The 24,636-nt window shown below is 67.3% G+C and carries 14 protein-coding genes and 1 pseudogene; 10 read left to right on the forward strand and 5 right to left on the reverse strand.

Annotated features, from left to right (window positions below; genetic code table 11):
• Window positions 1-4: 4 nt before the first annotated feature.
• Window positions 5-991, forward strand: coding sequence for an aldo/keto reductase (locus tag AC1DCJ_RS09605; protein ID WP_478070805.1), 987 nt, complete (start codon window positions 5-7; stop codon window positions 989-991).
• A 63-nt stretch (window positions 992-1,054) separates the two neighbouring features.
• The gene (locus AC1DCJ_RS09610) at window positions 1,055-1,627 is read left to right on the forward strand and encodes a DUF2939 domain-containing protein (protein WP_478070806.1); all 573 of its coding nucleotides are present in this window, start codon (window positions 1,055-1,057) and stop codon (window positions 1,625-1,627) included.
• A 197-nt stretch (window positions 1,628-1,824) separates the two neighbouring features.
• Here AC1DCJ_RS09610 and AC1DCJ_RS09615 read toward each other — a convergent pair whose 3' ends face one another.
• From AC1DCJ_RS09615 to AC1DCJ_RS09625, 3 genes and pseudogenes are all read right to left on the reverse strand, one after another.
• Window positions 1,825-2,772: a 5'-nucleotidase gene (locus AC1DCJ_RS09615; protein ID WP_038687632.1), complete on the reverse strand. Its 948-nt coding sequence runs from the start codon at window positions 2,770-2,772 to the stop codon at window positions 1,825-1,827.
• A 79-nt stretch (window positions 2,773-2,851) separates the two neighbouring features.
• Window positions 2,852-3,622 carry an NAD kinase gene (locus tag AC1DCJ_RS09620; protein WP_038687630.1) on the reverse strand — a complete coding sequence of 257 codons (771 nt, stop codon included), beginning with the start codon at window positions 3,620-3,622 and terminating at the stop codon, window positions 2,852-2,854.
• Window positions 3,623-4,290: 668 nt separating this feature from the next.
• Window positions 4,291-9,186, reverse strand: a pseudogene (locus AC1DCJ_RS09625) (NAD-glutamate dehydrogenase); the annotation flags it as partial.
• Window positions 9,187-9,530: 344 nt separating this feature from the next.
• Here AC1DCJ_RS09625 and AC1DCJ_RS09630 point away from each other — a divergent pair.
• The 3 genes from AC1DCJ_RS09630 to AC1DCJ_RS09640 are packed head-to-tail and all read left to right on the forward strand — an operon-like array spanning window position 9,531 to window position 14,659.
• Window positions 9,531-10,190 carry a TetR/AcrR family transcriptional regulator gene (locus tag AC1DCJ_RS09630; RefSeq protein ID WP_313247068.1) on the forward strand — a complete coding sequence of 220 codons (660 nt, stop codon included), beginning with the start codon at window positions 9,531-9,533 and terminating at the stop codon, window positions 10,188-10,190.
• Complete coding sequence (locus AC1DCJ_RS09635; protein ID WP_478070807.1) at window positions 10,190-11,470, forward strand: efflux RND transporter periplasmic adaptor subunit; 1,281 nt, start codon at window positions 10,190-10,192, stop codon at window positions 11,468-11,470. The genes AC1DCJ_RS09630 and AC1DCJ_RS09635 overlap by 1 nt, the downstream gene beginning before the upstream one ends.
• Before the next feature lie 15 nt (window positions 11,471-11,485).
• Complete coding sequence (locus tag AC1DCJ_RS09640; RefSeq protein WP_137189849.1) at window positions 11,486-14,659, forward strand: multidrug efflux RND transporter permease subunit; 3,174 nt, start codon at window positions 11,486-11,488, stop codon at window positions 14,657-14,659.
• Window positions 14,660-14,952: 293 nt separating this feature from the next.
• On the opposite strand, the gene AC1DCJ_RS09645 is transcribed toward AC1DCJ_RS09640, so the two are convergent.
• Both AC1DCJ_RS09645 and AC1DCJ_RS09650 read right to left on the reverse strand, forming a co-directional pair.
• Window positions 14,953-15,246, reverse strand: a complete 294-nt coding sequence (locus tag AC1DCJ_RS09645) for a hypothetical protein (protein WP_478070808.1) — start codon at window positions 15,244-15,246, stop codon at window positions 14,953-14,955.
• 106 nt (window positions 15,247-15,352) lie between these two features.
• Window positions 15,353-16,501 (reverse strand): acyl-CoA dehydrogenase family protein, encoded by a 1,149-nt coding sequence (locus AC1DCJ_RS09650; protein ID WP_038687618.1) that lies wholly within the window; start codon window positions 16,499-16,501, stop codon window positions 15,353-15,355.
• 148 nt (window positions 16,502-16,649) lie between these two features.
• Between AC1DCJ_RS09650 and AC1DCJ_RS09655 the strand changes: the two genes are divergently transcribed.
• The 5 genes from AC1DCJ_RS09655 (at window position 16,650) to AC1DCJ_RS09675 (ending at window position 24,214) form a co-directional block, all read left to right on the forward strand.
• Complete coding sequence (locus AC1DCJ_RS09655; protein ID WP_478070809.1) at window positions 16,650-17,579, forward strand: ArsR/SmtB family transcription factor; 930 nt, start codon at window positions 16,650-16,652, stop codon at window positions 17,577-17,579.
• Window positions 17,580-17,587: 8 nt separating this feature from the next.
• Window positions 17,588-18,697, forward strand: a complete 1,110-nt coding sequence (locus AC1DCJ_RS09660) for a homocysteine S-methyltransferase family protein (protein ID WP_478070810.1) — start codon at window positions 17,588-17,590, stop codon at window positions 18,695-18,697.
• A gap of 57 nt (window positions 18,698-18,754) precedes the next feature.
• Entirely contained in the window at window positions 18,755-21,439 is a 2,685-nt protein-coding gene (gene metH / locus AC1DCJ_RS09665) for a methionine synthase (RefSeq protein WP_478070811.1), read from the forward strand.
• Between the two features lie 141 nt (window positions 21,440-21,580).
• Window positions 21,581-22,786, forward strand: a complete 1,206-nt coding sequence (locus AC1DCJ_RS09670) for an MFS transporter (protein WP_478070812.1) — start codon at window positions 21,581-21,583, stop codon at window positions 22,784-22,786.
• 93 nt (window positions 22,787-22,879) lie between these two features.
• The gene (locus tag AC1DCJ_RS09675; protein WP_478070813.1) at window positions 22,880-24,214 is read left to right on the forward strand and encodes an amidohydrolase family protein; all 1,335 of its coding nucleotides are present in this window, start codon (window positions 22,880-22,882) and stop codon (window positions 24,212-24,214) included.
• The last annotated feature ends 422 nt before the right edge of the window (window positions 24,215-24,636 follow it).

A 24,636-nucleotide genomic window follows, 5' to 3' on the forward strand; every position in this document is an offset into this window, starting at 1 on the left:
CACCATGCCCGCGCACACCGCCATTCCAACGCGCCCGCTGGGACGCAGCGGCCTGCAGGTATCGCAGGTGGCGCTGGGCTGCTCCGGGTTCTGGGGCAACCACCGGTTCGCCGAAAGCGAGGCCGAACGCATCGTGCGCCGCGCGTTGGAGCGCGGCGTGAACCTGTTCGACACCGGCCACAACTATTCGGCGTTCAACGCCGAGCCACGGCTGGGCCGCATCCTGCAGCGCGCCTATGCCAGCCACCCGCGCGACGGGCTGGTGATTTCCAGCAAGGCCGGCACGCTGACCGGCCAGGCCGGCATCAGCGGCGCCGAGCACCGCGACTTTTCGCCGGCGAACATCGAGCGCAGCTGCGCGGCGTCGCTGCGCAACCTGCACTGCGACCACCTGGACATCTTCCAGCTGCACGGCATCGGCCTGCACGAACTGAGCGATGAACTGCTCACCGCGCTGGAGCGCATGCGCCGCAACGGCATGTTCCGCCTGCTGGGCATCAACACCCACACCGGCGCGATCATGCAGCACATCGCCGACCACCCCACCCTGTTCGACGTGGCGTTGATCGACTACAACGTGCTGCAGCAGGACCGCGAACCGCTGATTGCCGCCATGCACGCGGCAGGCATCGGCGTCCTGGCCGGCACCGTGCTGGCCCAGGGCCACCTGCTGCCGGCGCGCGTGCGGCTGCCGCGGCTGGCCGACGCCTGGTACCTGGCGCGCGCGTGGTTGAAGCCCTCCAGCCGCCAGCTGATGCGCAGCGCGCGCACCCTGCAGAAGGCGGTGGCGGGCGTGCATTCGCAGCTGCCGGGGCAGACCGCGTTTGCCTACGTGCTGCAGAACCCGGGCATCGCCAGTGGCGTGCTGGGTACGACCCGGGTGGGCAACCTCGACCAGATCCTGGACACCCGCGTGGACGCCCTGCAGCCCGACGAACGGGCGCGACTGGTGGCCGCGTTCCAGCGCGCCGGCAGTTCGCCCAGCCAGTAACGTTCACACTTCTCCACCGGCGCTGCGGCAAGCTCGGGGCAGTCTCCTGCAGGTACCGGATCGATGAAGAAACTTCCGTGGTTGCTGCTGGCCCTGCTGCTGGTGCTGGCAGGCCTGTTTTTCAGCGGGCCCTACCTGACCGTGCGCGGGCTGGCCCAGGCCATCGAAACCCGCGACACCGCCAAGCTGGACCGCTACGTCGACTTCCCGCTGCTGCGCGCCAACCTGCGCGCCCAGCTCAACGACTACGTGGTGCGCCAGGCCGGCCCGGAGGTGCAGTCCAACCTGTTGGGGGCGCTGTTGCTGTCGGCCAGCGAGACGCTCACCGGGACCGCCGTGGACGCGATGGCCACACCCACCGGCATCGGCGCGCTGCTGGAAGGCCACACGTTGTGGAAGCGCGCCAGCAACGACCTGGAAAGCAACGACGCCTACGCGGCGCCGCGCAAGCCGCGCCCGCTGAAGGGCGCCGAACACCATTTCGAATCGCTGTCGCGCTTCACCGCCACCACGCACACCGACAGCGGCGCGCCGATCGTGTTCGTCCTGCAACGGTTCGGCCTGCGCTGGAAGCTGGTGGACATCCGCCTGCCGCTGGCCGACGACACCGCGCCCACCGGCCTCCCGATCCGGTAGGTACCGACCGTTGGTCGGTACGCCGATCTATGCGCGCCATGACCAACGGTCATGGCCTACCCGCCCGAAGGGTGCCCGGCCGCAGGCCGGGCATACCGTTGGTCGGTACGCCGATCTATCCGCGCCATGATCAACGGTCATGGCCTACCGGTCGTTGGTAACACCATGGCGCCCCTGCCATGACCAACGGTCATGGCCTACCCGTCGTTGGCGACGCCGTGGGGGACGTGCCCGGCGGCTACGCTCTGGTGCTGGCGGGCGCTGTCGATGTTGTGCTGCGAATCGTCGAAGAAGATGTCCGCGCCGAAGGCTTCCAGGAACGGGCCTTTGTGGCGTCCGCCCAGGAACAGTGCCTCATCCAGGCGCACGCCCCACTCGCGCAGCGTGCGGATGACCCGCTCGTGTGCCGGTGCCGAGCGCGCGGTCACCAGCGCGGTGCGGATCGGCGCGTCTTCGCCCGACGGGAACACCGCCTGCAGGGTGTGCAGGGCGGAAAGGAAGTTGCGGAACGGGCCACCGCTGAGCGGCTCGCGCGCATTCTCACGCTCATGCCGGCCAAACGCTTCCACGCCCTGCTCGCGCGAGATGCGCTCGCTTTCGTCCCCGAAGATCACCGCGTCACCATCGAAGGCGATGCGCAGCTGGCCCAGCGGCCGGCCCAGGTCCACCTGCTCGGCGGCGGCGATGGTCTCGCCCGGCGGCTTGGGCAGGATGGTGGCCGCGGCAATGCCGTGCGACAGCGCGCGGCGCACCGAGTCGGGGTTGGCCGACAGGAACAGGTCGGTGCCGAACGGCTTCACGTACGGCCAGGTGGGCTCGCCAGCCGTGAAGGTGGCCCGGATGATGCCCAGGCCGTAATGCTGGATCGAATTGAAGATGCGCAGCCCCGTATCGGCCGAGTTGCGCGACAGCAGGATCACTTCCACCCGCGGCGACTCCGGCGACTGGCCCTGGTTGAGCGCCAGCAGCTTGCGTACCACCGGGAATGCCACGCCGGGGCGCAGCACGTCGTCCTCATGCTTGCGCTGGTACTCGGCGTAGGCGTCCACGCCCTCGGCCTCGAACAGCGCATGGCCTTCTTCGAGGTCGAACAGCGCGCGCGAGGTTACCGCGACGGTCAGCAGACGGGGGGTGTTGTCGCCCATGGCACTCAGCAATCCAATGCGGCCGCAGCGGCCGGCCAGTCATTGTCCCACAGTGGATGGCTGCTACGGCCCGGCCCGTTCAGAACATGAACTGTTCGCTGAGAATGCGGTCTTCCAGGTTGTGCTCCGGGTCGAACAGCAGGGTGACCCGGCGCTCGCGCGATTCGCGGATGGTCACTTCGACCACGTCGCGGGTTTCGTGCGAGTCGGCGGTCACACTCACCGGCCGCTTGTACGGGTCGAGCACGCGGAAGCGCACCTCGGTGTCGGCCTTGAGGATCGCCCCGCGCCAACGGCGCGGCCGGTACGGGGCCAACGGGGTCAGCGCGATGGTATGCGAGCCCAGCGGCAGGATCGGGCCATGCGCGGAATAGTTGTAGGCGGTGCTGCCGGCCGGGGTGGCCACCAGCACGCCGTCCCCAATCAGTTCGGCCACCCGCTCCTGGCCGTTGAGATCCACGCCGATATGCGCGGCCTGGCGGGTCTGGCGCAGCAGCGAGACGTCGTTGTAGGCGAGCGAGCCGGTGGTGGTACCCGATTCGGTCAGCGCCAGCATCTCCAGCGGTCGCAGGTGGGCCGGCTCGGCCGCCGCGAGGCGCGCCGGCAGGTCGTCGTCACGGAACTGGTTCATCAGGAACCCGACCGTGCCCAGCTTCATGCCGAACACCGGCTTGCCGAGTGCGGCATGGCGATGCAGGGTCTGCAGCATGAAGCCGTCGCCCCCCAGCGGGCACAGCACATCGGCCTGCTCGGGCGTGCAATCGCCATAGCGGGCCAGCATCTGCGCCAGCGCCTGCTGCGCAGCCTCGGTGTTGCTGGCCAGGAAGGCGATACGGGGGGAAGCGCTCATCGGTGGATCCGGTGCGGCAGTTTGTTGCACAGAGCATACCTGCCGCACCACGGCAAAGCAGCCGTCGCTCTCTGTTCCTGGGCTGGGCCGGGGGGTGTGGGTTCACGGGACACGCCGCAAGTACATCCTTGTAGGCTCCGCAGCGCCATCCATGGCGCCGAGGGTCCCGTGAACCCACACCCCCCGACCCTCGACAGGTGGCTGGTTGCCATGGAAGAGCGAAAAGCTGGCGGGCAATGGGTGACGCCCCTCCAACGTCAGCGCACGTGCTGTGTTTCCGCACGTTGCTCTGCGATGGCCACCGATCAACTGTCGAGGGCGGGGCTGTGTGGGTTCACGGGACCCTCCACCGCATGGATGCGGTGGCGGAGCCTACAAGGACGTACTTGCGGCGTGTCCCGTGAACCCACACAGCCCCGCCCAGCCCAGGAGCAAACGGCACGCGCTGCCTTTCGCCTTTGCCGCACCAAGCCAAACAACCAAACAAAAGCGGCCCCGCGTGAGCGGGGCCGTTGGTTACTCATGCAGCTGCAGATCCAGAGACACGCGGCTGGAGCAGAGCCCCCCTGAGTAAGGGGGCCGCGCCGAAGGCGCAGGGGTCTGGAAGCACGGTCCGCATGGGGCCCGCGGTTTGCAACGCAAACCGTGGGGCGTCAGCGCGAATGCGCTTACGCACCATGCGCGGCGAGCTGACCCAGGCGCTGCACCGCGACCGAGACGGTCGGGTAGTCCAGGGTCTTCTGCTCGGCCAGTTCGGCCAGCATCGACAGCGTGAAGCGCAGGCTGCTGTCGTCACGGCCGATCCAGGCCGCCACCTTGGCTTCGGCGCTGCTGCCCTTCATCGACAGCACCTGGGCAGCCAGGTTGCGATGATGGGCGGCCAGCTCGTCGCGCAGCACGCCACGCGCCACGGCATGCCAACGGCCGTTGACCTCCAGCGCGTCGATCTGCTCGAACAGCCACGGCAGCTGCAGGGCGTCGCCCAGGCGGAAGTGGATCTTGGACACGTCCACCGGCTTCAGCTTGCGGGTCCGGGCCAGTTCGATGATGTCGAACGCCGGTTCCAGGAACTGTAGCTCGGACAGCTGCTGTGCCAGTGCCGGCGGCAGGCCCTTTTCCTTCCACTCGGCCACGCTCGCCTCGTAGGCCGGGCGCTGCGAATCGGGCAGCACGCCCGATGCCACGCGGATGTCGTTGAACGCGGCCTGGTAGCGGTTCACCGCCTCGGTGATGCCCGGCATCGTGCCCGGGCGCGACAGCAGCCAGCGCACGAACGAACGCTGCAGCTTCCAGATCACTTCCAGCGCATCGATCTGCACCGATTCCGGCAGCGTGCCGTCGAGCGCATCGATCTGCGCCCACAGCGCACGTGCGTCCAGCGTTTCACGGCTGATCGTGTAGGCCTTGGCGACCTCGGCCACGCTGCGGCCGGTGTCTTCCTGCATACGCATCAGGAACGTGGCGCCCATCCGGTTGATGGTCTGGTTGGTCACGGCCGTGGCGATGATTTCGCGCTTCAGGCGGTGACGCTCCATCGCATCGGCATACTTCTTCTGCAGCGGCGTCGGGAAGTAACGCTGCAGCTCCTTGGACAGGTACGGATCTTCCGGGATGTCCGAATCCAGCAGCTGGGCAAACGCCACCAGCTTGGAATAGGACAGCAGCACCGACAGTTCCGGACGGGTCAGGCCCTGGCCGCGCGCCTTGCGTGCCGACAGCTCCGCATCGGAGGGCAGGTACTCGATCTGGCGATCCAGCAGGCCCTGCTGCTCCAGCGTGCGGATGAAGTGCTGCTTGGAGCCCAGGCGCTTGACCGCCATCCGCTCCATCAGGCTCAGGGCCTGGTTCTGGCGGTAGTTGTCGTTGAGCACCAGCGCGGCCACTTCGTCGGTCATCGACGCCAGCAGCTTGTTGCGCTGTTCAACGGTCAGCTTCTTGGCCCGCACCACATCGTTGAGCAGGATCTTGATGTTGACTTCGTGGTCGGAGGTGTCCACACCGGCCGAGTTGTCGATGAAGTCGGTGTTGAGCAGCACGCCGGCCTGGGCAGCCTCGATGCGGCCCAGCTGGGTCATGCCCAAGTTGCCGCCCTCGCCCACCACCTTGCAGCGCAGCTCGCCACCATTGACGCGCAGCGCGTTGTTGGCGCGGTCGCCCACGTCGCTGTGCTGCTCGGTGGCGGCCTTGACGTAGGTGCCGATGCCGCCGTTCCACAGCAGGTCCACCGGCGCCTTGAGGATGGCGCTCATCAGGTCGTTCGGCGACATCGCCTTGACGTTCTCGTCCAGGCCCAGCACCTCACGCACCTGCGGGGTGATCTCGATGGACTTCAGCGAACGCGGGAAGATGCCACCGCCCTTGCTGATCAGCTTGGCGTCGTAGTCGGCCCAGCTGGAGCGCGGCACGGTGAACAGGCGCTCACGTTCGACGAACGTGGTGGCCGCATCCGGGTTCGGGTCCAGGAAGATGTGGCGGTGATCGAACGCGGCCACCAGGCGGATGTGGCGCGACAGCAGCATGCCGTTGCCGAACACGTCGCCGGACATGTCGCCGACGCCCACCGTGGTGAAGTCCTGGCTCTGGCTGTCACGGCCCAGGGCACGGAAGTGGCGCTTGACCGACTCCCACGCACCGCGCGCGGTGATGCCCATGCCCTTGTGGTCGTAGCCCACCGAACCACCGGAGGCGAACGCGTCGCCCATCCAGAAGCCGTGCGCGACGGCCAGGCCGTTGGCGATGTCGGAGAAGGTCGCGGTGCCCTTGTCGGCGGCCACCACCAGGTACGGGTCGTCCATGTCGTGGCGGACCACGTCCACCGGCGGCACGATCTTGTTGTTGACGATGTTGTCGGTGATGTCCAGCAGGCCCTGGATGAACAGCTTGTAGCAGGCCACGCCGTTGGCGAACACCGCATCACGGTCGCCACTGGCCGGCGGCACCTTGGCGAAGAAGCCGCCCTTCGCGCCGACCGGCACGATGACCGTGTTCTTGACCATCTGCGCCTTGACCAGGCCCAGCACTTCGGTACGGAAGTCTTCGCGACGGTCCGACCAGCGCAGGCCACCACGGGCCACCGCACCGAAGCGCAGGTGGGTACCTTCCACGCGCGGGCCGTACACGAAGATTTCGCGGTACGGACGCGGCTTGGGCAGGTCCGGCACCAGCGCCGAATCGAACTTGAAGCTGATGACATGGCCGTGCTGGCCGTTGGCATCGGTCTGGTAGTAGCTGGTACGCAGGGTGGCGTCGATCACGCCCATGAAGCTGCGCAGGATGCGGTCTTCATCCAGGCTGGAGACGCGGTCCATCAGCTTCAGCAGCGCGTCGCGCGCGGCATCCATCTGTGCCTTGCGGTCGCCCTTGCGGGCATCGACCACGGTCTTGAGCACCTTCAGGGTGGCCTCGTCGCCGCCGGCCAGCACCGTCAGGTGCTCGCGCAGCTGGGCCTGGCCCTCGGCGATGGCGTCCTTGCTCTCGTGGCCGGTGGCCGGGTCGAAGCGGGCTTCGAACAGCTCCACCAGCAGGCGGGCCAGCAGCGGGTAGCGGGTGAAGGTGCCTTCCACATAGGCCTGCGAGAACGGCACGCCGGTCTGCAGCAGGTACTTGCAGTAGCCTCGCAGCATCGCCACCTGGCGCCAATGCAGGCCAGCGGCCAGCACCAGGCGGTTGAAACCGTCGTTCTCGGCATCGCCGTGCCACACGCGGGCGAAGGTTTCACCGAAGGCGGCATCCACGCTCGGGGCGTCGATCGCACCGGCCACCGATTCCACTTCGAAGTCCTGCACGTACACCGGCGCGTTGTCCACCGTGAGGCGGTACGGGCGCTCGGCGATCACGCGCAAGCCCATGTTTTCCATCATCGGCAGCGCGTCCGACAGCGGAATGTCGTCCAGCTGGCGGTACAGCTTCAGGCGCAGGCCATCGCCGCCTTCGCGCTGCACGGCCTGCAGGCTCAGGCGCAGGTCGTCCGGGCCGGTCAACGCATCGAGCTGGCTGACGTCGTTGGCCGCGATCTCGGTGCTGGAGTCTTCGATGTAGCCAGCCGGCAGTGCCTTGCCGATGCGGGCGGCAATGCGCAGGCCTTCGCTTTCACCGTGGCGGGCCACCAGCGCTTCGCGCAGGTCGTCCTGCCAGTTGCGCAGCACCTGGGCCAGCTTCTGTTCCAGCGCGCTGGTGTCCACTTCCAGGGTCTGTCCAGCCTTCGGGCGCACGATCAGGTGCACCTGGGCCAGCGGCGACTCGCCCAGTACCACCGAGCTGTCCACGTACTCGCCCTGCAGGGCGTCCTTGAGCATCGCTTCGATGCGCAGGCGCACATCGGTGTTGAAGCGCTCGCGCGGCAGGTACACCAGCGCGGAGATGAAACGGCTGTACTTGTCGCGACGCAGGAACAGGCGGCTGCGCACGCGCTCCTGCAGGCCCAGCACGCCCATGGCGGTGCGGAACAGTTCGTCCTCGCTGGACTGGAACAGTTCTTCGCGCGGCAGGGTTTCCAGGATGTGGCGCAGGGCCTTGCCGCTGTGGCTGCTTGGCGCCAGGCCGGACTGGGTCATCACATATTCGTGGCGCTGACGCACCAGCGGAATTTCCCACGGGCGGCGGTTGTAGGCGCTGGAGGTGAACAGGCCCAGGAAGCGCTGCTCACCGATGATCTTGCCCTTGGCGTCGAATTCCAGCACGCCGATATAGTCCATGTAGCCGGCGCGGTGAACGCGCGAACGTGCATTGGTCTTGGTCAGGATCAGCGCGTCCTTCAACCCGGTGGTGGCGTTGAGGCCCTGCGCAGCCAGGGTCTTGACCGGACGGGCGGCGGACTTGTCCTTGCCGCGCATCAGGCCCAGGCCGGTCTCGTTGAGCGGGGCCAGCACGTCTTCCTTGCCCTGCTTCTCCACGCGGTATTCGCGGTAGCCGAAGAAGGTGAAGTGGTTGTCGGCGGCCCAGCGCAGGAATTCCTGTGCTTCGGCACGCGAGGCGGCATCGATCGGCAGCTGGCGGGTGCCGAGGTCGTCAGCCAGGCTCTTGGCCTTGCTGCGCATCGCATCCCAGTCGCCGACGATGGCACGCACCTCGTCCAGCGCCTTGACGATCGCCTGCTCGACGTCGGCCATGGCCTCGGCCGGCTGGCGGTCGATTTCCAGCAGCATCACCGATTCGGCGTTGCCGTCGCTGACACCGCTCAGCTTGCCGGCCTTGTCGCGCGCGAAGCGGATCACCGGGTGGCCCAGCACGTGCACGCCGATGCCATGCTCGGCCAGTGACATGGTCACCGTGTCGACCAGGAACGGCATGTCGTCATTGACGATCTGCAGCACCGTATGCGGCGATTCCCACCCGTTGCCCTTCAGGGTCGGGTTGAACACACGCACATTGGCCTTGCCGGACTTGCGTACACGCGCGAATTCCAGCGTGTCGGCCGCCAGGGCAGCCCACTCCTCGGCGGTGTGGTGCGGGAACTCGTCCGCCTCCATGCGCTTGTAGAAGTCGGCGGCAAATGCCACGGCCTCGGCCTGCCCGGCCGCCGGGTAGCGCTTGCGCAAGGCCGTGTACACCGGCTCCAGCGAGAAGCCCACTGGCGAAACAGTCTGCGTATCGGCTGGTTTGGATTTGTTTTTCACGGTCTTGGCTGCTGGTTTCTGCGATTTCATGACGGAGCGGTGCGTGTTGCTCAGTTGGGAAAATGAAATTGTAGGCCTACCGCACAAAAATACCTTGCTGCAGGACGGAATAAGGTGATTCGGGTTGGGTGGCGTTTACGTCGCGATGGTCAATCCGCACGAGTACGGACGCTCGCGTAGGACATCCACGCAGCCAAGCATCGGCCACTTCCGTGGCAACTTGACGATGGGTATCAAATCCCGCGCAAACACAAGGCTTCTCCAATTCTGAACTGGACGGTATAGTCCACCGCGTGAATCCCCCCCACCCCGCCGCCAGCACCCTGGATGCGCGCGACCAGCGCGTGTTCGATGCCGTGCGCGACCTGTTCGCCACCCAGGGCATGCAGATCAGCATGGATGCGGTGGCCCAGCAGGCCGGGTGTTCCAAGCAGACCCTCTACAGCCGCTACGGCAGCAAGCAGGAACTGCTGCGCCGGGTGATGCAGCGCCACGTCAGTCGCGCCACCGCCGGCCTGCACAGCCTGGACCAGGGCGACCTGCGCGGCAGCCTGCTGCGCTTTGCCACCGACTACCTGGAGCACTGCAACCAGCCGCACGTGATGCAGGCGCGCCGGCTGATCGCCACCGATACCGCCCAGTTCCCGCAGGAAGCGCGTGCGCTCTACCGGGACGGCGCCGGCGCGCTGGTTCTTCACGTGGCTGAATGGCTTGCCGTGCGCAGTGCGCAGGGCCAGCTCAGGCATGACGACCCGCACTTCATGGCCGAACTGCTATTGAGCATGATCGCCGGCGTGGATTTCGAGAAACAACGCTTCCATACCCCCCATCGCGCCGACGCCGCCGAGCGCCGCCGCTGGGCCGAATTCTCCGTTGACAGCTTCCTGCGCGCGTTTGCCACGCCGGAAACCGCCGCGGCATCGCATTCAAACCAACACCGGAGTTTTTCCTGATGATCGCCCCACTCCGCAGCCTTGCCCTGACCTGCGCAGTTGCTGTTGCACTGACCGCTTGCAAGAAGCCAGAGCAGCAGACGCCCCCGCCGCCGGAAGTGGGCGTGATCGATGCCAAGCCGCAGACCCTGCCGTTGCAGCGTGAGCTGGTCGGCCGCCTGTCGCCGTACCGCAGCGCCGATGTGCGCGCCCGCGTGCCCGGCGTGCTGCTCAAGCGTGTTTACCAGGAAGGCGCCGACGTCAAGCAGGGCCAGGTCCTGTTCCTGATCGATCCGGCCCCGCTGCGCGCGTCCTTGAACGCCTCGCAGGCCGAACTGGCCTCGGCCCAGGCGACCTACGCCAACGCCAAGGCCGCGGCCAACCGTGCCCGTTCGCTGGCCCCCCAGAAGTATGTGTCCAAGTCCGACCTGGACGCGGCCGAAGCCACCGAGCGTACCGCCGCCGCCGCCGTGCAGCAGGCCCAGGCCGCCCTGACCAGCGCGAAGATCAACCTGGGCTATGCCGAGGTGACCGCGCCGATCAGTGGCCGCGCCGGCAAGCAGCAGGTCACCGAAGGTGCCCTGGTGGGCCAGGGGGATGTGACCCTGCTGACCACCGTGGACCAGCTGGACCCGCTGTATGTGAACTTCTCGATGAGCGTGGACGAGCTGACCCAGATGCGCGCCGCGCAGGCCAAGGGCCAGCTGGCCCTGAGCGGGGACGGCAAGTCCACCGTGCAGGTCAAGCTGTCCGACGGCACGGTCTACGACCAGCCGGGCACGCTGGACTTCTCCTCGACCACCGTGGACCCCACTACCGGTGCGGTATCGCTGCGCGCAGTGCTGCCCAACCCGCAGCAGATCCTGCTGCCGGGTGCCTTCGTCAGCTTCCAGGCCACCCTGGGTGAGCGCAACAACGCGTACCTGGTGCCGTTGCAGGCGCTGCAGCGCGATACCACCGGCGGCTACGTGCTGGTGGTCGGCAAGGACGGCAAGGTGGCGCGCAAGAACGTCAAGAGCGAAGGCCAGCAGGGCACCAACTGGCTGGTCAGCGGCGGTCTCGAAGCTGGCGACCAGGTGATCGTGGCCGGCGTGCAGAAGGTCAAGGAAGGCGCCCCGGCCAAGGCCACCCCGTGGAACCCGGACGCTGCTGCTGCCAATGGCAAGGCGCCTGCGGGTGCTGCGCCGGCCGGTGCCGCACCGGCCGCCGCCGCCAAGCCCGATGCCGCTGCCGCTGCCCCGGCCGACGCCGCCGCCAAAACGTCCGACGCCGCTCCGGCTGCCGAACCGAACAAGCAATAACGGGAACCCTCCGTCATGCCTAAATTTTTCATTGAACACCCGGTATTCGCCTGGGTGGTCGCGATCCTGATCTCGCTTTCAGGCGTGATCTCGATCCTGGGTCTGGGCGTGGAGTCCTACCCGAGCATCGCACCTCCCCAGGTGACGGTGAGCGCCACCTACCCCGGCGCCAGCGCCGACACCACCGAAAAGTCGGTCACCCAGGTGATCGAGCAGCAGCTGACCGGTATCGATCACCTGCTGTATTTCAGTTCGTCGTCGGCCTCCAATGGCCGCGCCTCGATCACCCTGACCTTCGAGACCGGTACCGATCCGGACATCGCCCAGGTCCAGGTGCAGAACAAGGTGTCGCTGGCCACCCCGCGCCTGCCCACCGAAGTGACCCAGCAGGGCGTGGTGGTGGCCAAGGCCAACGCCGGCTTCCTGATGGTGGTGGCGTTGCAGTCCGATAGCGCCTCGATCGACCGTGACGCGCTCAACGACATCGTCGGTTCGCGCGTGCTCGACCAGATCTCGCGTATCCCCGGCGTCGGCAGCACCCAGCAGTTCGGTTCCGAGTACGCCATGAACATCTGGCTCAACCCGGAAAAGATGCAGGGTTACGGCCTGTCGGCCAGCCAGGTACTGGCGGCGATCAAGGCCCAGAACGTGCAGTTCGCGGCCGGTTCGCTGGGCTCGGATCCGTCCCCACAGGGCCACTACTTCACCGCCACGGTCTCGGCCGAAGGCCGCTTCAGCTCGCCCGAGCAGTTCGAGCAGATCATCCTGCGCGCCAATGCCGACGGCTCGCGCGTGATGCTCAAGGACATCGCCCGGATTGCCTTCGGTGCCAACAACTACGGCTTTGACACCCAGTACAACGGCAAGCCGACCGGTGCCTTCGCGATCCAGCTGCTGCCGGGCGCCAACGCCCTGAACGTGGCCAACGCGGTCACCTCGAAGATGGACGAGCTGAAGCCGAGCTTCCCGGCCGGTGTCAGCTGGTTCTCGCCGTACGACAGCACCACCTTCGTCAAGATCTCGATCGAGGAAGTGGTCAAGACGCTGATCGAAGCGGTCGTGCTGGTGTTCCTGGTGATGCTGATCTTCCTGCAGAACTTCCGCGCCACCCTGATCCCCACCCTGGTCATCCCGGTGGCCCTGCTCGGTACCTTCCTGGGCATGAGCGTCATCGGCTTCACCATCAACCAGCTGACCCTGTTTGCGATGGTGCTGGCGATCGGCATCGTGGTCGATGACGCGATCGTGGTGATCGAGAACGTCGAACGCATCATGACCGAGGAGAAGCTGCCGCCCAAGGCCGCCACCCAGAAGGCCATGACCCAGATCACCGGCGCGGTGGTGGCCATCACCGTGGTGCTGGCGGCGGTGTTCATTCCGTCGGCCCTGCAGGGCGGTGCGGCCGGTGAGATCTACAAGCAGTTCGCGCTGACCATCGCCATCGCGATGGGGTTCTCCGCGTTCCTGGCGCTGGGCTTCACCCCGGCCCTGTGCGCGACCTTCCTCAAGCCGACCCACTCCGACAAGCCCAACGTCGTCTACCGCACCTTCAACAAGTACTACGACAAGATCAGTGGCACCTACGTGGGCCACATCACCTCGGCGGTGCGCCATGCGCCGCGCTGGATGATCCTGTTCGTGGTGCTCACCGTGCTGTGCGGCTTCCTGTTCACCCGCATGCCGGGCAGCTTCCTGCCCGAGGAAGACCAGGGCTATGCGCTGGCGATCGTGCAGCTGCCCCCGGGCTCGACCAAGTCGCAGACCAACCAGGCCTTCGCGCAGATGCGTGGCGTGCTCAAGGACCAGGAAGGCTTCGAAGGCATGCTGCAGGTGGCCGGTTTCAGCTTCGTCGGCTCCGGTGAAAACGTCGGCATGGGCTTCATCCGGCTCAAGCCGTGGGCCGACCGCAAGGTGACCGTGCCCGAGTTCATCCAGAACATGAACGGTGCTTTCTACGGCATCAAGGAAGCGCAGATCTTCGTGGTCAACCTGCCTACCGTGCAGGGCCTGGGCCAGTTCGGCGGCTTCGACATGTGGCTGCAGGACCGTGGCGGCGCTGGCTATGAACAGCTGACGCAGGCACGCAACGTGCTGCTGGGCAAGGCCGCCGAGGAGAGCGACCTGCTCACCGGCGTGCGTCCCAACGGCCTGGAAAACGCCCCGCAGCTGCAGTTGCATGTGGACCGCGTGCAGGCCCAGACGATGGGGCTGTCGGTGTCGGACGTGTACAGCACCATCCAGCTGATGCTGGCCCCGGTGTACGTCAACGACTTCTTCTACGAAGGCCGCATCAAGCGCGTGACCATGCAGGCCGACGGCCCGTACCGTACCGGCGCCGAGTCGCTCAACAGCTTCTACACGCCCAGCAGCCTGCAGACCAACGCAGACGGCACCCCGGCGATGATTCCGCTGAGCACCGTGGTGAAGTCCGAGTGGGTGTCCGCACCGCCGTCGCTGAGCCGCTACAACGGCTACTCGGCGGTCAACATCGTCGGTTCGCAGGCACCGGGGCGCAGCTCGGGTGAGGCGATGCAGGCGATGGAGCGGATCGTCAGCGACGACCTGCCGGCCGGCTTCGGCTACGACTGGTCGGGCATGAGCTACCAGGAAATCCTGGCCGGCAACGCTGCAACGCTGCTGCTGGTGCTGTCCATCGTGGTGGTGTTCCTCTGCCTGGCCGCGCTGTATGAAAGCTGGTCGATCCCGGTGGCGGTGCTGCTGGTGGTGCCGTTGGGCGTGCTCGGCGCGCTGGCGTTCTCGCTGGCTCGCGGCCTGCCCAACGATCTGTACTTCAAGATCGGCCTGATCACCGTGATCGGTCTGGCGGCCAAGAACGCCATCCTGATCGTGGAGTTCGCGGTGGAGCAGCGTGCGGCCGGCAAGACCCTGCGCGAGGCCACCATCGAGGCCTCCCGCCTGCGTTTCCGTCCGATCCTGATGACCTCCTTCGCCTTCATCCTCGGCGTGGTGCCGATGGCCATTTCCACCGGTGCGGGCGCCAATGCCCGCCACGCCATCGGTACCGGCGTGATCGGCGGCATGGTGTTCGCCACCTTCCTGGGCCTGCTGATGATCCCCGTGTTCTTCATCGTGGTCCGCCGCATGCTGGGCGACAAGCTGGACGAACCGTCCAAGGAGTTCGTCGAGCGCCAGAGCGAAGCCAACGCGACGCACCGCCCGGATCGTTGATCCGGCGCGGTGACGCTACCACGCCGGTAGGTGACCACCGTTGGTGGTCACGCTGAAACGAGGAAGCCCCGGCGCGAGCCGGGGCTTTTTTTGTGGGCGGTGCATTGCCAGGGGGTACAGCCTTTCATCGGCGGGCGCATGTTCGGATGCATGCCTCGAGCCGGTAGTGCCGGCCGCTGGCCGGCTCCTCCAGATACGTGCCATGCACGGACCGCCTGGTTGCCGGCCAGCGGCCGGCGCTACCCTGTCCTGCATGCACCGCCTGGTTGCCGGCCAGCGGCCGGCACTACCGCTCAGCGCAGCAGCGCCACCGCCGCGCAGGCGACCACGATCACCAGCGACGGCCACTGCATCGGCACGAAAAAGAAATGATGGCGGGCACGCTCACCCGGCGCACGTGGGCCGCGGTTGAGCACCAGACCCAGCAGCACATTGATCGCCGCACCAATGCCGAATCCGACCAGCAGCTGCGTCAGTGAGGTATTGCCCTTGGCAACGGCAGGATCGGGCCACAGCCACATCAGCAGCAGCAAGGTGGCGATGGGGGTGAGCAGGGTCAGGAAACCTGCGCCTCGGTAAATCAGCATGGGGATGTCCGGCAAAAAACGAGGGCACATTCTGCCTCACCCGCGTGCCGACCAACGGTCGGCACCTACCCGGCAGGCCACGACCGATGGTCGTGGCCCCGCACCCTCAGCGCAGCCCGGTCTCGTTGCGCGCGATCACCAGCCGCTGGATCTCCGAGGTGCCCTCGTAGATCTCGGTGATCTTGGCATCACGGAAGTACCGCTCCAGCGGCATTTCCTTGGAGTAGCCCATGCCGCCATGGATCTGCACGGCCTGATGGGTGATCCACATTGCCGCTTCGGATGCGGTCAGCTTGGCGATGGCCGCTTCATTGCTGAAACGCTTGCCCTGGCCCTTCACCCATGCCGCGCGCAGGGTCAGCAGCAGCGCTGCGTCCAGCTTGCACTTCATGTCAGCGATCTTGGCCTGGGTCATCTGGAAGGTACCGATGGCCGCACCAAAGGCCTTGCGGTCCTTCACGTACTCCAGGGTCGCCTCATAGGCCGCGCGGGCGATACCGATGGCCTGCGAGGCGATGCCGATGCGGCCGGCGTCGAGCACGCCCATGGCAATCTTGAAGCCCTCGCCTTCCTTGCCCAGCACGTCGTCGGCGCTGGCCACGTAATCCTGGAACTCGATCTCGCAGGTAGCCGAGGCACGGATGCCGAGCTTGGGCTCGGTCTTGCCACGGTGGAAACCGGCGTTGTCGGTATCGATCATGAAGGCAGTGATGCCGCGCGCACCCTGGTCCGGGTCGGTCATTGCAAACAGCACGATGTACTTGGCGACCGGGCCGGAGGTGATCCAGCTCTTCTTGCCGTTGATCACGAACGTGCCGTCGGCCTGCTTGACCGCGCGGCAGCGCATGGCCGTGGCGTCCGAACCGGACTGCGGCTCGGTCAGCGCGAACGCGCCGATGGCCTCACCCTCGGCGATGGCGCGCACGTACTTCTGCTTCTGCGCTTCGCTGCCGTGGGTCAGGATGCCGTTGCAGAACAGCGAGTTGTTGACCGACATGATGGTCGAATGCGCAGCGTCACCGGCGGCGACCTCCACCATCGCCAGCACGTAGGCAATCGGGTCCATGCCCGCGCCGCCGTATTCGGCCGGCACTTCGATGCCCATCAGGCCGTTTTCACCCAGCAGGCGGATGTTGTCCAGCGGGAATTCGCCGGTACGGTCGTGATGTTCGGCGCTCGGGGCGATCTTTTCCTGCGCGATCCGGCGCGCAACGTCCTGCAGCATCAGCTGCTCTTCGGTAAAACTGAAATCCACAACACCCTCCCGGGAACATGGTTGTTTTATGGCCGCGCAACGCGCGTCCAGGTGCGGCGATTGTACCGGGGGGCAGGCAATACCGGCTGACTTGACCCCACCCGGCCCAGGGACGAAAATATCTCTATATCGCGATAGGTAGATATTTATGGATCTTGAGGACTGGTCGATCCGGCTGAAAGTGTTCGCCGACGCCACCCGCGTACGCCTGCTGGCACTGCTGGAGCAGGAAGAACTGACCGTGGCCGAGCTGTCGGCCATCACCACGCTGGCCCAGCCACGCGTGTCCACCCACCTGGCCCGGCTCAAGGAGGCCGGCCTGGTGCGCGACCGCCGGGCCGGCGTGTCGGCTTACTACCGCTTCGACGACGCCGCGCTGGACCCCGCGCAGCGTGCATTGTGGCACGCGCTCAGCACCGGCAGCGACGACCCGCTGCTGCGCCAGGACGCTGAACGGGTGGCCTCGGTGCTGGCCAGCCGCGCTGCCGACCAGAACTGGGCCGACAGCGTCGCCGGCGACATGGAGCGCCATTACTCGCCCGGCCGCACCTGGGAGGCGCTGGCGCGCACCGCGCTGCCGCTGCTGGAAACCGGTGACGTGCTGGATATCGCCTCCGGCGACGGCGTGCTGGCCGAGCTGGTCGCCCCGCACGCCAAACGCTACGTGTGCATCGACACCAGCGCGCGCGTGGTCGCCGCCGCCAGCGAGCGCCTGCGCCGCCTGGCCAACGTGGAAGTGCGCGAAGGCGACATGCATGCCCTGCCGTTCAAGGACCGCAGCTTCGACCTGGTGGTGCTGATGCACGCCCTCACCTACGCGGCCAAGCCCGCCCAGGCCGTGGCCGAAGGCGCGCGCGTGCTGCGCTCGGGTGGGCGCCTGTTGCTGTGCAGCCTGGCCCRCCACGAGCACAAGGCCGCCGTGGATGCGTACGGCCACGTCAACCTGGGCTTCTCGGACAAGGAACTGCGCAAGTTCGCCGAGAAGGCCGGGCTGCTGGTCTCCAACCTGGAAACGGTGACCCGCGAGAAGCGCCCGCCGCATTTCGAAGTCATCTCGCTGATCGCCACCAAACCCTGAGGCCCGCCATGTCGTCCCTGCCCTGGTTGCACCCTGATCGCGTCCACGCCCTGCAGGAAGCGCTTGCCCGGCGCATCCTGATCATCGACGGCGCGATGGGCACGATGATCCAGCGCCACGGGCTGCAGGAAGACGACTACCGGGGCGCGCGCTTCGTCGATGGCTACGACAGCACCCACGTGGCGCATGTGCATGGCGCCGGCTGCGACCACGCCGCCCCCGAAGGCCACGACCTGAAAGGCAACAACGACCTGCTGCTGCTCAGCAAGCCGGAGGTGATCGCCGGCATCCACACCGCCTACCTGGAAGCGGGCGCGGACCTGGTGGAGACCAACACCTTCAATGCCACCTCGGTCAGCCAGGCCGACTACCACCTGGAGCACCTGGTCTACGAGCTCAACAAGGCCGGCGCCGCCGTCGCCCGTGCGTGCTGCGACGCGGTCGCGGCGACCACCCCGGACAAGCCGCGCTTCGTGATCGGCGTGCTGGGCCCCACCAGCCGCACCGCTTCGATCAGCCCGGACGTGAATGATCCCGGGTTCCGCAACACCAGCTTCGACGCGCTGCGCGAGACCTACCGCGAAGCCATCGACGGGCTGATCGACGGCGGCGCCGACACGCTGATGGTGGAAACCATCTTCGACACGCTCAATGCCAAGGCCGCCCTGTACGCCATCGAAGAAGCGTTCGACGACCGGGGCGCGCGCCTGCCGATCATGATCTCCGGCACCATCACCGACGCATCCGGGCGCACCCTGTCCGGGCAGACCGCCGAGGCGTTCTATGCCTCGGTGGCGCACAGCCGGCCGCTGTCGGTCGGGCTGAACTGCGCACTGGGCGCCGACGACATGCGCCCGCATGTGGAAACCCTGTCGATCGTGGCCGACTGCCTGGTCAGCGCGCATCCCAACGCCGGCCTGCCCAACGCGTTCGGCGAGTACGACGAAACCCCCGAGGAAATGGCCGGCACCCTGCGCGAGTTCGCCAGCGCCGGCCTGCTCAACCTGGTGGGCGGCTGCTGCGGCACCACCCCCGCGCACATCCGGGCCATCGCCGAGGCGGTGGCCGACCTGCCGCCGCGCGCCCTGCCCGGCCCCGCCCTGGAGGATGCCGCGTGAGCGCATCCGCCCCCCGTTGTCGTTGACCCTCCCCCGCCAGCACGTGCCCGCCTGCCCATGACGACTCCCCGCCCCACCCGCCTGTCCGGCCTCGAGCCGCTGGTGATCACGCCGGACCTGCTGTTCGTCAACATCGGCGAACGCACCAACGTCACCGGCAGCGCGCAGTTCCGCAAGCTGGTCAAGGAGGAGCGCTACGAAGAGGCGGTGGACGTGGCGCGCCAGCAGGTCGCCAACGGCGCGCAGATCCTCGATGTGAACATGGACGAGGGCCTCATCGATTCCGAAAAGGCGATGACGCGCTACCTCAACCTGATCATGTCCGAGCCGGACATCGCGCGGATCCCGGTGATGGTCGATTCCTCCAAGTGGAGCGTGATCGAGGCCGGGCTGAAGTGCCTGCAGGGCAAGAGCGTGGTCAATTCGATCTCGCTCAAGGAAGGCGAGGCGCAGTTCATCGAGCACGCGCGCAAGGTGCTGCGCTATGGCGCCGCCGCGGTGGTGATGGCCTTCGACGAGGACGGCCAGGCCGACACCTGCGCGCGCAAGGTGGAGATCTGCACCCGCGCCTACCGGATCCTGGTGGACGAGGTCGGCTTCCCGCCGCAGGACATCATCTTCGATCCGAACATCTTCGCCGTCGCCACCGGCATCGAGGAACACGACAACTACGCGGTCGACTTCATCGAAGCCACCCGCATCATCAAACGCACCCTGCCGCACTGCCATGTCTCCGGCGGCGTCTCCAACGTGTCGTTCTCCTTCCGCGGCAACGAAAGCGTGCGCCAGGCGATCCATGCGGTGTTCCTGTACCACGCCATCGCCGCCGGCATGGACATGGGCATCGTCAACGCCGGCGCCATGCCGATCTACGACGAGCTGGACCCGGAGCTGCGCGAACGCGTGGAGGACGTGATCCTCAACCGTCGCCGCGACGGCACCGAGCGCCTGCTGGAGATCGCCGAGCGCTACAAGGGCAAGAAAGGCGAGGTCAAGGGCGAAGACCTGGCCTGGCGCGAGAAGCCAATCGACGCACGCCTGGCGCATGCGCTGGTGCACGGTCTGGACGCCTGGGTGGAGGCCGATACCGAAGAAGCCCGCGCCCGTTCCAGCCGCCCGCTGGACGTGATCGAAGGGCCGTTGATGGACGGCATGAACGTCGTGGGCGACCTGTTCGGCGCCGGCAAGATGTTCCTGCCGCAGGTGGTCAAATCCGCACGCGTGATGAAGAAGGCGGTGGCCTACCTGCTGCCCTACATCGAAGCGGAAAAGGCACGCAGCGGCGACACCGCCAAGAGCAACGGCAAGATCATCATGGCCACGGTCAAGGGTGACGTGCACGACATCGGCAAGAACATCGTCGGCGTGGTCCTGGCCTGCAACAACTTCGAGGTGGTCGACCTGGGCGTGATGGTGCCGGCGCAGAAGATCCTCGACGCCGCGCGCGCCGAGAATGCCGACATCATCGGCCTGTCCGGCCTGATCACGCCGTCGCTGGAGGAAATGAGCCACGTCGCCCGTGAAATGGAGCGGCAGGGCTTCACGATGCCGCTGATGATCGGCGGCGCGACCACCTCGCGCGCGCACACCGCGCTGAAGATCGATCCGCACTACAAGGCGCCCACGGTCTGGGTGAAGGACGCCTCGCGTGCGGTCGGCGTGGCCCAGTCGCTTATTTCCAGCGAACTGCGCGAGGCCTTCGTGGCCGCCAACGAGGCCGACTACGCCGACATCCGCCAGCGCCACCGCAACCGCGGCGACGCCAAGCGTTTGGTAACGCTGGCCAAGGCGCGTGCGCAGCGCTTCAGCGGCGACTGGGCCGCCTACACGCCGCCCACGCCGCGCAAGCCGGGCCTGCACGTGCTGCACGACTACCCCCTGGCCGACCTGGTCGGGGTGATCGACTGGACGCCGTTCTTCCAGGCCTGGGAACTGGCCGGCAAGTACCCGGCCATCCTCACCGACGAGATCGTGGGCACGCAGGCCACCGAGCTGTACCGCGACGCGCGCGCGATGCTTGACCGCATCGTCAGCGAAAAATGGCTGACCGCCAAGGCGGTGTTCGGGCTGTGGCCGGCCAACAGCGTTGGCGATGACGTGCACCTGCGCACCGATGACGGCCCGGCGGTGCTGCACTTCCTGCGCCAGCAGGTCGACAAGCCGGTGGAGCGGCCGGATTTCTGCCTGGCCGATTTCATCGCCCCGGCCGACAGCGGCAAGCAGGACTGGATCGGCGCGTTCGCGGTGACCGCCGGGATCGGCATCGACGCGCACGTGGCCCGCTTCGAGGCTGACCACGACGACTACAACGCCATCCTGCTCAAGGCGCTGGCCGACCGCTTCGCCGAAGCGCTGGCCGAGCGTTTGCACCAGCACGTGCGCACCGACTACTGGGGCTACCAGCCCGACGAACAGCTGGACAACGAGGCGTTGATCGCCGAGAAGTACAGCGGCATCCGCCCGGCCCCGGGCTACCCGGCCTGCCCGGAGCACAGCGAGAAGGCCACGCTGTTCCGGCTGCTGGACGCCGAGCGCAACGCCGACATGCAGCTCACCGAGAGCTTTGCGATGCTGCCGACCGCGGCCGTATCCGGCTATTACTTCAGCCATCCGCAGAGCCAGTATTTCGTGGTGGGGCGGGTGTCGCGCGAGCAGGTGAGCGACTACGCCAAGCGCAAGGGTGTGGACCGCGTGCAGGCCGAGCGCTGGCTGGCGTCGAACCTGGATTACGATCCGGAGTGAGGGTGTCACCCGACCAACGGTCGGGTGCTACCGCGTCGTGGTGGGTCGGTGGTCGTTCACCCGACCAACGGTCGGGTGACACCGGCATAATGCACCGGTTGGTACCCACCGTTGATGGGTGCGCGCCCACCGAGATCCCGCATGACCGCCCCCACCCGCGACGCCGTGCCGGTCGTCCGCCTCTCTTCGTTCTACCTGGTCTACTACGCCGCGCTCGGCGCATTCACCCCGTACTGGTCGTTGTTCCTGACCTCTCGCGGGATGAGCGTCACCGCGATCAGCGTGATGATGGGCATCTGGTACGCCACCCGCATCGTCGCGCCCACCACGTGGACCTCGCTCGCCGCCGCCTCGCCGCGCCCGATCTTCTGGCTACGCTTGGGCTGCGTGCTGACCCTGCTCACCTTCTGCGCGTTCCTGCTGCCGCTGCCGCACCCGTGGCTGTACCCGGCGATGGTCGCGTTCTGCTTCTTCTACAACGCGGTGATGCCGCAATTCGAATCGATCACGTTGACCCACCTGGGCAGCGACAGCCATCGCTACGGGTTGATCCGCGTGTGGGGCTCGCTGGGTTTCATCGCGGTGGTGATGCTGTTTGGCTGGATCATCGAAGGCCACGGCGGCGCCGGCAACGCGCACCTGCTGCCGTGGCTGATGCTGCCGCTGTTCGGCCTGCTGACCGCCTCGGGGTTTGCCAACCACTACGCGCGCAACCTGCAGCGCAGCGACGGCGACGCCACCGGCTTCTGGCAGATCGTGCGCAAGCCGCAGGTGCTGGCCTTCTTCCTGGCCGCGTTCATGGAACAGCTGTCGTTTGGTCCGTACTACACGTTCTTCTCGGTCTACATGGACCATCACGGCTATGCCACCTCCACGCTGGGGCTGCTGTGGACCGTCGGGGTGGTATTCGAAGTGGGCGTGTTCTTCACCATCGGCCGCTTCTTCCGCCGCTATGACGCCAGCTGGATGCTGCTGATCGCCCTGCTCAGTTCCACCGTGCGCTGGGCGATCACCGCGCTGTTCCCGGAGAACCTGCCGGTGATGCTGATGGCACAGACCGCACATGCCCTGGGGTTTGCCGCGTTCTTCGCGGCCGCGATGCAGATGCTGGCCACCTATTTCCCCGGCCGCCTCAACGGCCACGGCCAGGGCCTGCTGTATGGCTTCTCTTCCGGCGTGGGCGGCGTGCTCGGCGCCCTGATCGCCGGCCAGCTGTGGGGCATCGACCAGGGCCGCACCGCCTTCCTGGCGGGCAGCGGCTTCGCACTCGCCGGCGCCCTGCTGTGCTTCTTCGCCATCAGCCTGCCCCTGCTCCGCGCCCGCCCGCGCCCCAGCCCCCGCAGATGACGGTAGTGCCGGCCGCTGGCCGGCAACCCGCGCCCGCCAACCCGCCCACGCCGATAAGGTAGGCTCACCCCTCCCCCAAGACTGGAGCCGCCGATGCGACCGACCCGCCTGTGGGCACTGCTGCTCGCCGCCGTCGCCCTGCCTGCCGCCGCCGAGCCGATCCTGTTCGAGAACGCGCGCGTCTTCGATGGCCAGCGCGACCGTGGCATCACCCCCGTGCTGATCGACGGCGCCCGCATCGTGCACATCGGCACGCCCCTGCCCGCCGCCGCCACCGGTGCGCGCCGGGTCGATTACACCGGCAAGACGCTGCTGCCCGCACTGGTCAGCGACCACGCGCATGTCGGCAACACGCAGGGGCTGAAGCACGGCGACCGCTTCTACACGCGCGACAACGTGGTGCGCGACCTGCGCCAGTTCCAGCGCTATGGCATCACCACCGTCACCGCGCTGGGCATGAATGGTGCCGACTTCTTCGCCCTCCGCACCGAGGTCAACGCCGATCCCCGCCTGGGCGCGCAGCTGTACGGCGCCGGCGGCGGGATCGGCGCGCCCGATGGCGCACCGCCGACTGACAGCATGGGTCTGCGCCACGATCCGGTGGCGCGTCCGCGTACCGCCGAACAGGCGCGCGCGGCGGTCGCCACCCAGCATGCCGACGGCGTGGACCTGATCAAATTGTGGGTGGACGACCTGGGCGGCAAGCGCCCGATGATGACCCCGGAGGTGTACCGCGCCGCCATCGCCGAAGCGCATGCACGCGGGCTCACCGTGGCCGCACACATCCACGACCTTGACCAGGCCCGCGACCTGGTCGATGCGCGGGTCGACATCCTTGCGCACGGCATCCGCGACCGTGCGGTCGATCCGATGCTGGCCAGGAAAATGCGCGACCAGGGCACGTGGTACATCCCGACGGTGGCCATCGACGAGGCCAACTACTGGTATGCCGAACACCCGCAGGCGCTGCAGCAGCCGTTCCTGCGCCAGGCCCTGCACCGCGACGTGCTGGCGCGCTGGTCGCAGCCGGAATGGCAGCGCGCGCAACTGGCCGGCAGCGGCAATCCGGCCGCACGCGCGGCGGTGGCGACCAACCTGGACAACGTGCGCCGCCTGCATGCGGCCGGGGTCAAGCTGGGTTTCGGCACCGACGCCGGTGCGATGCCGCACCGGGTGATCGGCGTTGCCGAGCACCGCGAGCTGCAGCTGCTGGTGCAGGCCGGGCTGAGCCCGGCGCAGGCACTGCAGGTGGCCACGTCACAGGCGGCCGACCTGCTGGGCCTGGCCGACCGTGGCCGGATCGCCGCCGGCAAGCGCGCCGACCTGCTGGTGCTGGACGCCGACCCACTCACCGACATCGCTAACACCCAGCGCATCGGCGCGGTCTGGCAGGCCGGGCAGGAAGTGGCCGGGCCGATCACGGAGTAACCCCCGCTCGGCACGATGCGCCCTGGACCCTAAAAAAGAGAGTTCTTCTTCCATCCAAGGGGAGCGTCTTGCTGCGAGGGCCGTCGCAGAGTCAGCACGACGCTACGCGGGTGGCCGGGTGTGCAGGCGCGGTTGGGATCGGCTGGCGTCTCCGATCGGACCGGTCGCGAGCGTGAGGGCCCCGTAGCAACCGGTAGGCCCCTGGCGCAAATGTCCCCCGGCCTGGCGGCCTCCTCCTTTATTTTGCCCAGGAGCCTACCGGCCGCTACGGGGCTCGGCTTGCGGTGAGTAGGGGAAGCTAGGCTTTTCTAGCGCCGTCGGCGGGTCGGGCGCTGGGTCCCCATGCCCTTGGAGGCGAAATAAAGGGGGAGGTGGCGGCCGCAGGCCGACGCCGGAGGACATTCGCCGGAAAGGGCATGGGG

The sequence above is a fragment of the Stenotrophomonas sp. 10N36 genome, assembly GCF_056395005.1.